General features: G+C 69.9%; 11 protein-coding genes. 6 read left to right on the forward strand and 5 right to left on the reverse strand.

Going from position 1 to position 11803, the window contains the following annotated elements:
• Positions 1-9 precede the first annotated feature (9 nt).
• Positions 10-246, reverse strand: coding sequence for a transposase (locus tag ACQF4J_RS06030; protein WP_351804394.1), 237 nt, complete (start codon positions 244-246; stop codon positions 10-12).
• Between the two features lie 197 nt (positions 247-443).
• Positions 444-1382: an AraC family transcriptional regulator gene (locus ACQF4J_RS06035; protein ID WP_351575043.1), complete on the reverse strand. Its 939-nt coding sequence runs from the start codon at positions 1380-1382 to the stop codon at positions 444-446.
• Positions 1383-1497: 115 nt separating this feature from the next.
• On the opposite strand from ACQF4J_RS06035, the gene ACQF4J_RS06040 reads away from it, so the two are divergent.
• The 4 genes from ACQF4J_RS06040 (at position 1498) to ACQF4J_RS06055 (ending at position 5866) form a co-directional block, all read left to right on the forward strand.
• Complete coding sequence (locus tag ACQF4J_RS06040; protein WP_351575046.1) at positions 1498-2526, forward strand: aldo/keto reductase; 1029 nt, start codon at positions 1498-1500, stop codon at positions 2524-2526.
• Positions 2527-2777: 251 nt separating this feature from the next.
• Entirely contained in the window at positions 2778-3920 is a 1143-nt protein-coding gene (locus ACQF4J_RS06045; RefSeq protein ID WP_427164909.1) for an ABC transporter substrate-binding protein, read from the forward strand.
• A 93-nt stretch (positions 3921-4013) separates the two neighbouring features.
• Positions 4014-5207: a histidine kinase gene (locus tag ACQF4J_RS06050; protein WP_427164911.1), complete on the forward strand. Its 1194-nt coding sequence runs from the start codon at positions 4014-4016 to the stop codon at positions 5205-5207.
• On the forward strand, positions 5204-5866 hold the full coding sequence (locus ACQF4J_RS06055; RefSeq protein WP_427164913.1) for a response regulator: 663 nt from the start codon (positions 5204-5206) through the stop codon (positions 5864-5866). Before ACQF4J_RS06050 ends, ACQF4J_RS06055 begins: the two co-directional genes overlap by 4 nt.
• A gap of 118 nt (positions 5867-5984) precedes the next feature.
• Here the strand turns inward: ACQF4J_RS06055 and ACQF4J_RS06060 are convergent, their stop codons facing one another.
• From ACQF4J_RS06060 to ACQF4J_RS06070, 3 genes are all read right to left on the reverse strand, one after another.
• Complete coding sequence (locus ACQF4J_RS06060) at positions 5985-6314, reverse strand: barstar family protein (RefSeq protein ID WP_351575058.1); 330 nt, start codon at positions 6312-6314, stop codon at positions 5985-5987.
• Positions 6315-6569: 255 nt separating this feature from the next.
• On the reverse strand, positions 6570-8015 hold the full coding sequence (locus tag ACQF4J_RS06065) for a GntP family permease (protein ID WP_427164916.1): 1446 nt from the start codon (positions 8013-8015) through the stop codon (positions 6570-6572).
• A 102-nt stretch (positions 8016-8117) separates the two neighbouring features.
• On the reverse strand, positions 8118-9104 hold the full coding sequence (locus ACQF4J_RS06070) for a Bug family tripartite tricarboxylate transporter substrate binding protein (protein WP_427164918.1): 987 nt from the start codon (positions 9102-9104) through the stop codon (positions 8118-8120).
• A gap of 98 nt (positions 9105-9202) precedes the next feature.
• On the opposite strand from ACQF4J_RS06070, the gene ACQF4J_RS06075 reads away from it, so the two are divergent.
• Together ACQF4J_RS06075 and ACQF4J_RS06080 are read left to right on the forward strand one after the other, a co-directional pair.
• Positions 9203-10852: an ATP-binding protein gene (locus tag ACQF4J_RS06075; RefSeq protein ID WP_427164920.1), complete on the forward strand. Its 1650-nt coding sequence runs from the start codon at positions 9203-9205 to the stop codon at positions 10850-10852.
• On the forward strand, positions 10849-11541 hold the full coding sequence (locus ACQF4J_RS06080; protein WP_351804379.1) for a response regulator: 693 nt from the start codon (positions 10849-10851) through the stop codon (positions 11539-11541). Before ACQF4J_RS06075 ends, ACQF4J_RS06080 begins: the two co-directional genes overlap by 4 nt.
• Positions 11542-11803: the final 262 nt, after the last annotated feature.

Raw genomic sequence — 11803 nt, forward strand, 5'->3', positions numbered from 1 at the left:
GGACGGGCGTCACTTCCCTTGGCGCCACCACAGCGGCCGGGGTAAGTCGCGTGCGTCGAGGTACTGCTGGAATGCTGTGGGAGGGCGGGGCCGGTAAGAGCCGTCGGCGGGTTCTTGAAGGCTCAGCCGCTCGACGTTGATCGCGAGTGCGGTCAGGACGTGCTGGACGTGCGTCTTGGCCAGGCCGCGGTAGCGGCACCGGCGTCCGCGGTGGCCGTCCGCGAACTCCTCGCCGGGCGCGTTCACGGCGCTCTGTCGCCAGGACGTCCCGGTGGCCGGCCCGGCTTGGCCGGGCGGGTGGTGGCTGCCTGGACGACGAATTCCTCGTCGTCAGGACCGAGCAGGCGGGGACGGCCTCGCGCCCACTGTGCGACATCCCGCGAGCTCTCCTGAGCCCGGACAGGTACCCGAGGCGCGCTGGCTCCGCTCAGGGCTGATCTCCGTCACCGGCCCGGGATCGGAACGGCCTCTTGGCGCACGCGCGCCCGGTAGCGCTGCGGCGACTCCCCGATAACGCGCTTGAACGCCGTGCTGAACGCGCTCTCCGAGCCGTAGCCCAGCTCGGCGGCGAGCGCCGCGACGCGGGCGTCGCCGTTCCGCAGCGCGCGCTGGGCCAGCAGCATGCGCCACCGGCCCAGGTAAGTGAGCGGCGGTACACCGGCGGCCTCGCGAAACCGCTCCGCGAATGTGGTCCGGGACATCGCGGCGGCGCGCGCCAACTCCTCCAGTCCCCATGCGTGTTCGGGGCGGCCGTGGAGCAGGTCGACGGCGGGGCGCAGGCGCTCGTCGACGAGCAGGCGCAACCAGCCGGAGGGCAGGAGGGTCTGGTCGACGTAGCAGCGCAGCACCTCCAGCAGGAGCAGTTGGCTGTACTGCCGGATCGCGAAGGCCGAGCCGAGCCGGTCGTCGGTGGCCTCGTCGAAGAGCCGCAGCACGGCGGCGAGCAGCCGGTCCCCGTCTCCGGCGGCGGAGGACCGAATGTGGGCCACCGGCGGAAGCGACTCCAGCAGGAGCGTCCGCCCGGCCTCATTCACGCTGACGGCCCCGCCGATCACGACGTCGTCGACAGCAGGGTCCGAGCCCGCGAAGCGGGCGGTGGAGAAGTCCGACTCCGGCTGGACCTCGTGGCGCGGCGCCGCGCCGGCCTCGAAGGCCACCCACGAGCGCCCGGTGAGGATTGCCACGTCTCCCGCCACGAGGTCGATCGGTTCGGCGACGCCGTGGGTGGTGAGCCGGGCGCGCCCGCTCACCATCGCGAAGAACTTGACCGGATCGGCCAGCGGGCCGCGGGCCCACCAGCCGCCGCGGGCCGCGACGCCGCCGGTCAGCACGCTGCGCACCTCGACCAGATCGAGTGCCTCGGAGAGTCGGTCGGGATCCATGTCCGTACTCTCGCGCAAGAAATCCGGATTCACAAGTATTCATAGTCCGGCGAACGACAGACAGGCTGGTGTCAGCGACACAGCAGTAAGACCTGTAAGACCTGAAGGAGACACCATGCGCTACCGCAGCCTCGGCCGGACCGGGATCAAGGTCAGCCCCTACGCCCTCGGCGCGATGATGTTCGGCGCCCTCGGCAACCCCGACCACGACGACTGCGTCCGCATCATCCACCGAGCGCTCGACGCCGGCATCAATCTCGTCGACACCGCCGACATGTACGCGCACGGCGAGTCGGAGGAGATCGTCGGCCGGGCGCTGAAGGGGCGGCGGGACGACGTCGTACTCGCGACCAAGGCCTGGTTCCCGATGAGCGACGAGCCGAACCACCAGGGCTCGTCCCGGCGCTGGCTGGTGCGCGCGCTGGAGGACTCGCTGCGCCGCCTCGACACCGACTACGTGGACATCTACCAGATCCACCGCCCGGACCCCGACACGGACATCGAGGAGACCCTCTCGGTCCTCACCGATCTGCAGCGGGCCGGCAAGATCCGCACCTTCGGCACGTCGGCCATGCCGGCCTCCGACATCGTCCGGGCGCACTGGGTCGCCGAGCGGCGCGGGCTGGCCCGGCCGCGCACCGAGCAGCCGGTCTACTCGATCCTGAACCGGGGCATCGAGCGCGAGGTGCTCCCGGTGGCGCAGGAGTTCGGCATGGGCACCCTGGTCTGGTCGCCGCTCGGAGGCGGCCTGCTGACGGGGCGGTACCGCAAGGGCCAGGAGGCCGCGACGCATCGGTCGAAGTTCGGCTTCCGGCAGCACACGGACGACCGTCGGCTCGACGTGGTCGAGCAGCTCATCCCGCTGGCCGAGGAGGCCGGCCTGCCGCTCACGCACCTCGCGATGGGCTTCGTGCTCGCCCACCCGGGCGTGACGTCCGCCCTCCTCGGACCGCGGACCATGGAACACCTGGACGACCTGCTCGCGGGCGCCGACGTCACCCTCACCGACGATGTGCTGGACCGGATCGACGCGATCGCGCCGCCCGGCACCGACACCGGCACCCTCGACCACGCCTACCAGCCGCCGGCCATCGAGCGCCCCGAACTGCGCCGCCGACCGGCCGGCGAGCGCACGGCGGCATGACGCCGGCTCCGGCCGGAGCCCTGCCTGGCGGTTGGATGTGTGGTGGCGTGCGTGGGGTCCGGCCGTTGGGGGCGTGGTGGCTGAGCAGTGGAGTCCGGTCGGTAGAAGAGTTCGTGAGTCCATCGAACGGTTGAATGCGGTCCCGGCTTACGGGTGACGCGGAACAGAGCCTCCTCCCGCGAGACTTGCCAGATCGTCGAGCCTGAGTCGCCGATGAATCGCAGATCAGACACGAGGAGAGGATTCCCACCATGTCCAGGGACTTCAGCAGGCGCCGGCTGATCGCCGCAGGCGCGGGCGTCGCGTTCGCCGGGGCCGCCGCCGGGCAGGCGTCTGCCGCGCCCGGCGCCCGAAGCGCCGGGGCTTCCCTGTTCGGAGTCCGTGAGGAGCGGCGCTCCTTGGAAGAGCTGTACGAGGCCGCCGTCGCCGAGGGCGGCAAGCTCGTCCTCTACCAGGGCGGCGACGTCGACAGCCAGGCCGTCGGCGTTCGGACCGCATGGGCCGCTGCCTTCCCCGAGGTCGAGCTGACGGTCGCCGTCGACTACAGCAAGTACCACGACGTCCGGGTCGACAACCAGCTCGCGACCGGCACCCTGGTCCCCGACGTCGTCCAGTTGCAGACCCTCCAGGACTTCACCCGCTGGAAGCGTCAGGGCAAGCTGCTGCCCTACAAGCCGGCCGGTTTCTCCGAGGTGCACAAGGGCTTCAAGGACCCCGACGGCGCGTGGACGGCGCTGATGGTCATCGCCTTCAGCTTCATGTACGACATTCAGGCCGCCGGCGCCCACGGCCCGAAGACCGCCGCCGACCTGGTCGACGCCCGCTGGAGGAACGCCATCGCGTCCTCCTACCCCAACGACGACGACGCGGTTCTCTACCTCTACAGCCTCTACCAGCGCACCTACGGCTGGGACTGGGTGGCCGCCTTCGCGGCGCAGCAACCGCAGTTCGCGCGCGGCACCCACACCCCTGGCGCCGCGGTCACCGGCCGGCAGAAGACCATCGGCGTCGGTGGCTCCGGCAGCGCGGTCTCCACCTCGACCACACTGAAGTGGGTCCTCCCGGAGGATGCGCCCTTCATGGCCTGGGGCCAGCGCGCTGCGATCCTCAAGCAGGCCGCTCATCCGGCAGCGGCCAAGCTCTACATGAACTGGCAACTGTCCGAGGCTCGCCAGAAAGCGGCCTTCAACGGCTGGTCGGTCCGCGAGGACATCACTCCGAACGCGAGCCTCAAGCCCGTCTGGGACTTCCCGAACGCTCACGTCGACGACTTCCCGGAGTTCATGGAGGACCGGGCCGAGGTCGAGCGCCTGAAGCAGACCTTCGCCCTGTACTTCGGTGAGGTCAAGGGCGACCCGTCGCCGGGGTGGTTGGGCCTGCACCCGGGGCGGTGACCACGTGGAGGGCGGTTTACCGGGGGCACACAGACGCGTCCTACACTCCTGGCACCGTTGTCGACTGCGTTCCGCCCGCCGCAGGGAGCCCGTGTGTCCCCTTCCCATCCCGTCGCTCAGCGACGGCAGTTCCCGACCGTGCGGCACTTCGCGCACCTGGTCTTCCTGCTTCCGGTCGCGGGCACTCTCGTGCGGCTCGTCGAGCTGAACAGCGAGTTGTGCTGGAGGGTCGCACCGGCTACCGCCGCCCTCGGCCTGCTCTACATGGCCGGGCCGGCCCGCTGGGACCGTTTCGGTGCCGCGGGACGGCCGGTCTGGCTGTGGACGCTGGTACTTCTGTGGGCCTGGACCTCCTGGGAGATCCCGGTACCACTCGCCTTCGCCTACACATGGCTCGCTGTTCCGCTGGCGGTGCTGGCACTGCGGATGCCCGGGCGCGGGGTGACGGTCGCGACGGTGGGCGCGATCACGGCCGGGCTGCTCGCCTCGCTGGTACGGATCGGCGGCGTCGACGCCGATGTGCTGGGGCCCCCGCTCGCCGCCCTTGGCGCCACGGTCGTCCTCTACCGTTCCCAACAACGTTTGAACAGCCAACTGGAGTCCACACGCGGTGAGTTGGCGAACCGTCAGCGTGAGGCCGGACGGCTCGCCGAGCGGGCGCGAATCGCCCAGGACCTGCACGACACCCTCGCTCAGGAACTCGCGGGCAGCCGCATGCTCCTTCAGGCCGCCGAACGGGACTGGCAGCGCAACCCGGACGCCGCCCTGCGCCAGGTGCGTGCTGTCTCCCAGGCCCTCGGCGCGCACCTGGAGGAGACCCGGAGCATCATCAGCGACCTCACACCGCCCGCCCTGGAGCGGGACGACCTGGAAACCGCCCTGCGCGGGCTGTGCACCCGCCTGCAGTCCCCCACCACCGCACCGCACGTCGCCTTTCGTGCGGAAGGAGCACCTCACCTCCTACCCACCGAACGTGCCGTGACGCTGCTGCGCGTGGCTCAGGGCCTGCTCGCCAATGCCCGCGAACACGCCCGGGCGACCCACGTCCATGTCACTCTCACCCACGGGGACGGTTGGGCGGCTGTCGAAGTCCGTGACAACGGACGGGGCTTCGACCAACGGATCGCTCAACCCGTAAGCCCGAACCGGGGGTTCGGACTGGTCGCCGCCAGGGAACGCCTGAGCTCCCTCGGCGGCACGCTCACCGTCGACAGCACCCCGGGCCACGGCACCAGCGTCCGGGCCGTACTGCCGGTGGCCGACCGCGACCTGGTCGGCGCCTCGTGACCGAGAAGACGCTGCGGGTGCTGATCGTCGACGACCACACCGTTGTACGAGCCGGTCTGCGTGCTCTTTTGGAGGGCGAGCCAGGCCTCCATGTGATATCCGAGACGGGCGATGGCAGGGAGGCCGTACGGCTGGCCCAGCGACTGCGGCCCGACGTGGTGCTCATGGACCTGCGGCTGTCGGACGGCGCAACGTCGGACGACGGCTTCAGCGGGATCGAGGCGACACGCCGTATCACCGCCGCCGCACCGGGCGTCCATGTCGTCGTGCTGACCAGCTACAGCGGCCGTGGCGATGTCGTCCGCGCCGTCGAGGCAGGCGCCCGGGGCTACATCCTCAAGGCCGGCCCGCCCGAGGAGCTGTTCCGTGCCGTGCGCGCCGCGGCTGCCGGCGGCATGGGCTTGGCCCCCGAGGCGGCGGCTCGCCTCGTGGGGCGGCCCGCCGAACCGGGGCCCGTGTTCACCGATCGTGAGTCCGAGGTCGTTCGACTGCTCGCCGAGGGGCTCAGCAACCGGGCCATCGCCTCGGCCCTGTTCGTCACGGAAGCCACGGTCAAGACCCACCTGGTCAGGATCTATCGCAAGCTCGGCACCGAGAACCGGGCCGGCACGGTCAGTGAGGCTGTGCGGCTAGGACTGCTCGAACTGGACGTGGGCTGACCGTTCGGGGGGTACCGCGTGTCCGACCGTTGCATGCCGGAAGGGGCACCACTCTCGTGAGAGGCACCCCTTCGGCGTGAGTCCCGGCTCGCGCCGGTCAGCTCCGTGGCCGTGCTGATCAGAAGGACGCAGAAGCACTCCAGCCGCCGTCGAGATCCACGGAGCAGCCGGCCCCTGTCATGCGCCGTGCCAGACCGGACAGACGGTCGGAAGCGTCGGCCACGAGCAATGACGAGCCAGGTGCCGTGCCGGGCCGATCCCTCACCTGACTCAGGACGGCCAGAAGGATTCCCAGCACGCCCGGCTGCTCGTCGGTGAGCAACTCGCCGGCCTCTCGGACGACGACCGTCAGGTCGTGGTCCGCGTTGTCCACCACCGTGCGCAGGCAGTCGAGGAAGGCGTCCCAGTGGTGGCCGAACCAGTCCGGGAATCCGAGCCGGGCGCCCATTCGGGTCCTCGATCCGTTGATCAAGGCGTCGGACGGCTCAACTGCGATGCTCCGGAGCCACGTTGCTCATCTATCGAGCGGTGCTCGACCTGCCACGTGAACGTTGACAGGTTCGGTGGGAGGGCGGTGCCGGACTGTCATGGTCCGGCACCGCCCTCCTCGCTACGCGGCGCACTGAGAGCGGCTTTCGGTGCGCGGCGCGCCTCGCGGATTTCCCGACCCAGTGGGCCGACGCGGAGCGGGTCGGTCCACTTCCTACGCAAAGACGGACAACAGGAGGGCCATGCCCAAACCCAGCACGCTGACCAGGGTCTGAACCACCGTCTGCGTCTTGGTGGCTTGGGTGAGATCCATGCCGAAGGATTCCTTGACCAGCCAGAAGCCGGCGTGGTTCACGTAGTTCAGCCCGAGGGAGCCTGCCCCGATGGCCACCACGAGCAGCGATGCCTCCAGGCCGCCTCCGCTGACCATGGGGGCGATGATGCCGGTGGCGGAGACGATGCCGACGGTGGCGGAACCGGTGGTCAGCGACAGCAGGAGTGCGATCAGCCAGCCCAGCACGATGACGTTCAGATGCGCCCCCTCGGCGGCGGAGGCGATCGCGTCGCCGATGCCGGAGTCCTGGAGAACCTGCTTGAACGCACCACCGCCACCGATGATGAGCAGGATGGCGGCGATGGACTTCAGGCTGTCCGTCAGGGATGCGCGGGCCTCCTCGCCGGAGCGGCCCGTGCCCAGAGTGGTCACGCCGAGAGCGAAGAGCAGCCCGGCGAGCATCGCCACGACGGGTTCGCCCAGGAAGGTCAGCGCGGAACTCACGGTGCTCGTCTCGTCGAGCACCGTTTCGGCGAGGGTACGCAGCAGCATGAGGGCGACAGGGACGAGCACCGCGGTGATGGCCAGCCCGGTCGGTATCCGGGAACGGGAGGTGACGTCCGTATCCGCCGATGGCGCATGCGGAGCGCCGGCCGTCACGCTGACGGGCGACTTCTCTCGGACGGACTGCGACGCACCCGTGAACTGCGCGACAAGAGCCTCGTCCGGGCGGACCTCGGCAAGGCGCGGCGCGATCCACCGGGCGTAGACGGGGCCGGCCAGGATCACGGTGGGGACGGCGCAGACGAAGCCGACGACCATGGTGAGGCCCAGGTCGGCGTGGAGACCGGTCATGGCGGTGAGCGGCCCCGGGTGCGGCGGCAGCATGCCGTGCAGGGTGGACAGCGCGGCGATGGCCGGTACGCCGAGCAGGACGTAGGGGGAGCCCTTCGTGCCGCCCTGGGCCTCCAGCCGGCGCGCCACGCTGAAGATCAGCGGCAGCAGCACGATCAGGCCGACCTCGAAGAACATCGGGATGCCGATCACGAACGCCGCGGCCGTGACCAGCCAAGGCAGCCTTTGGGTACTGGAGCGGTCGATCAGGGCGTGGGCGAGGGCGTCGGTGGCGCCCGAGTCGGACAGCAGGCGCCCGAGCATGGCGCCCAGGGCCAGTGTGATGCCCACGTCCCCGAGGGTGCCGCCGGCACCGTCCTCAAGGGACTCCACCAGTTTGGCGGCGGGCTCACCGGCGGCGAGGCCGGTGCCGACAGCGACGACGATGAGCGCGACGAACGGATGGATGCGCAAGCGGGAGTTGATGAGGTAGATCAGGGCCGTGATCGCGATGGTGAGGATGAGCAGCAACCACCAGGTGTGCGTGGTCATGCGGGTGCCTTTCGACGGACAGGTGATGGGCATGGCGAAGTGAGCCGCAGCGCGGAAGGGTGTTTGTGCGGCTGGTGTCAGGAGGGGCGGGCGGTAGCCCGGTCAGTCCAGTCCGAGATCCCTGACGAGACGGGCCACAGATGTGTCCTGTTCGGACAGGTACGCGGCGAAGGCGTCGCCGGTGGTGAACGCGTCGGTCCAGCCATGGCGGCGGAGTTCCGCTTTCCATTGCCGGGACCGGTGCATCGCCGTCAGCGCTTCGATCCACCGCTTCCGGTCGGCGCCTTTGATGCCGGGCGGCGCCACGACTCCCCGCCAGTTGCTGAAGACCAGGTCGATGCCGGACGCCTTGAGGGTCGGTACTCCGGGCAGTGCGTCGATCGGTCGTGGGCTGGTCACCGCCAGGACCCTGAGCTGACTGGCGTCGATCTGGTAGAGGAACTCGCCGAACCCGGTGGTGGCGAAGTCGACCTTGCCGTCGAGGAGAGCGGGCAGCAGGTCGCCGCCACCGCCGCCATAGGCGACGTAGCCGACCCGATGCGGCTTGATACCGACGGCCTTGGCCAGCTCCATGGCCAGCAGGTGGTCCGGTCCGCCGGGTGAGGATCCGCCCCCGACCTTCAGGCTCGCGGGATTCCTCTTCCAGGCGGCGATCACATCGTCGATCGACCGGTAGGGCGAGTCACGGCGCACGACCACCGCGCCGGCCTCCTCGACCAGCCGGGCCAGCGGAGTGGTCTCGATGACGGACGCCTTCGCGTGTGCCACGTGCGACGCACCGATCACTCCGAGACCCATCTGCAGAACGAGCCGGCCGTTGCCCCGCTCGTTCACGATGCGCTGCAGGCCGACCGTGCCGCCTGCTCCCGGCAGGTTGAAGACCTGCACGCCGGAGTCCACACCGGTCTCCTGCAGCACGCGGGCCACTGTCCGGGCCGTGGTGTCGTAGCCGCCACCGGGGGTGTTCGGAACCATGATCCGCAGCCCGGTGTCGGCCCCTTCCCCGTCGGGCAGCACATGGCACCCGGTGACGAGAAACAGTGACAGCGCGAGGAGGGCGCCGCGAAGGGCGTGCGAGCGACCTCTCATGGCACCTCTCTTCCGCAGCCGTCGGGATGGACGTCATGATTGTGCGGCCCGTGGTGCGAGCCGCCCAGTTTGTGTCAGCAGTAGAGATTGAGTTCGTTGTGGTCACCAGTTTTCGGCGTCATACCCTCGCGGGCGAGATGCTGGCGCTGCAGCTCGCCATCGTCGTGGTCGTGCTGCTGGCGGTCGCGGCGCTCTCGCTCGCCCAGTCGGAGGCCACCTTCAGCCGGGTCGAGGGCCGCCGCGTGAGTGCGCTGGCCGAGCAGTTGGCCGCCAATCCACTGGTGCGCAACCAGCTCCCACGACCGGCGCCGGAGGAGACGCTGGCCCCGCTGACGCACTCCACGCTGGTGCAGTCCGGGATCACCTCCGTGACGATCGCCGACTCCTCCGGTCGCATCGTCAGTTCGACCAACCCGACGGTCATCGGTGACCGGCTGCGGCTCGGACCGGGGGTGGCCCGCGGACGGGGCTGGTCCGGCTCGCTCACCTGGGACGGCAGCCGCGAACTGGTGGCGCAGGTGCCGGTGCTCGGCGCGGCGAGCGGGGACATGGGGCGCACCCTGGGCACCGTCATGATCGGGGAGGCGTCCCCGACGGTGTGGCAGCGGCTCAGCGGTGCTTCTTCCTATCTCCTCGCCTACCTGGGCATCGCCAGCGGGCTGGGCCTCGCCGGCTCCTGGCTGCTGGCCCGACGGGTCAAACGGCAGACGCTCGGTCTGGAGCCGCGAGAGATCACCGGGCTCGCCGAACACCGCGAGGCCATGCTGTACGGGATTGCCGAGGGCGTGGTCGCCCTGGATCCCCAGCAGCGCCTCACCCTGGTGAACGAGGTGGGCAGACAGCTGCTCGACCTGCCCGAGGAGTGCGTGGGCCGTACGCTGGGCGAGCTCGGCATCGACGGCCGTCTTCACGACGTGCTCACCGGCACCCGGCCCGAAGCGGAGCACGGGCCCGACGAAGTGGTCATCCGGCACGGTCGCGTGCTGGTGATGAACAGGATGACCGTCACGAAGAACGACCGCCTGCTCGGCTCGGTCACCACGCTGCGGGACCGCACCGAACTGGCTCGGCTGGAACGCGAGATCGGCTCCTTCCGCAGCACGTCCGAGCTGCTACGGGCCCAGACACACGAGTTCGCCAACCAGCTGCACACCATCTCCGGACTCATCCAGATCGGCGAGCAGGACGAGGTCGTACGCTACGTCCGGGCGCTCACCCGGCGCCGCCAGTCCCTGGACATGACCATCGGCCGCCGCATCCACGATCCGGCCGTCGCCGCCCTCCTCATGGCGAAGGACTCCCTCGCGGCCGAACGCAGGATCACCCTGAAGATCTCGGACGTCACCTCCCTCGGCCGGCTCGCTTCGGAGGACGCCGCCGACGTGGCGACCGTGGTCGGCAACCTGGTCGACAACGCCATCGACGCCGCAGCCGGAAGCGGCCTCGACGACCGGGAACCCTGGATCGAGGTCGAACTCCGGCAGGACGCGTCCAGCGTGGAGATCGTGGTGTGCGACTCGGGCCCGGGCGTGGCTCCCGAACTCGCCCAGGAGGTCTTCCACCACGGTTTCACCACCAAGGCCGCCGCGGAGGGCGAGCGGGGCATCGGCCTTGCACTCACCCAGCTCGTCTGTGAACGACGGGGCGGGGAGATCAGGGTGACCAACACCGCCGAAGGCGCCCGGTTCACCGCGCGCATGTCCGTGAGCCACTCAACGGAAGCGATCGAGGAAGGAGCAGCACGTTGACGGACACCTCCGGCACGATCGACGTTCTCGTCGTCGACGACGACTTCATGGTGGCTCGGGTCCACCGCACCTTCGTCGAGCGGGTGCCTGGGTTCAGGGTCGTCGGCACCGCGGGCACGGGTGAGCAGGCCATCACCGCAGTCGACGAACTGCGCCCGGATCTCGTTCTCCTCGATCTTTATCTCCCCGATGTCTTCGGCCTGGACGTCATCCCGCGGCTGCGCACCGCGGGACACGACTGCGACATCATGGTCATCAGTGCCGCGCGCGAGGCCGACACCGTGCGCGGCGCGGTCCGCCACGGTGTCGTGGACTACCTCCTCAAACCCTTCGACTATGAGGACCTGAAGCCCCGCCTGGACCGGTACGCCGCACGGCGCGGCCGGCTTCTCACCACGGTGGTGCGCGGCCAGGCCGACATTGACCGGGCTCTGTCCGCAGGGTCTGTCCCCGCTGCTGTCGCCGGACTCCCGAAGGGCCTGAGCGTGGAGACCGCCGACCTCGTCCAACGCACGCTTCGCGATGCGGACGGCACCCTGTCGGCCGCCGAATGCGCGGCCGCCACCGGTATCTCCCGTGTCAGCGCCCGCCGTTACCTGGAGCACTTCCACACCACCGGCACGGCGGCCGTCGCCCTGCGCTACGGCGCGGCCGGCCGGCCCGAGCGGCGCTATGGCTGGCGAGGGTGAGAAAGAGAGTGTCCCTCCCATCATCGGAATCAGTCTGAAGTGCGACGTAGGGGGATTTTCGAATCAGACTCCGCCCCGAGTTCCGAGGCGGAGCCTCTGCGCGCTGGAAGGTGAATCCGCTGCGGGCGAGTTTCGAGGCGCGGAAGCTGGTTGGGTTCGTCCTTCCAGGACGCGTTCTGGACGCAGGTTGGACACAAGGATCGGAAAAGACCGACAAGGGCTGAGAAGGGGTGAGGTGTCAAACCGCTCCTGAGCTGGGAGC

This window comes from Streptomyces sp. C1-1 (assembly GCF_050214755.1).
In the GTDB taxonomy this organism is placed as follows: Bacteria; Actinomycetota; Actinomycetes; order Streptomycetales; family Streptomycetaceae; genus Streptomyces.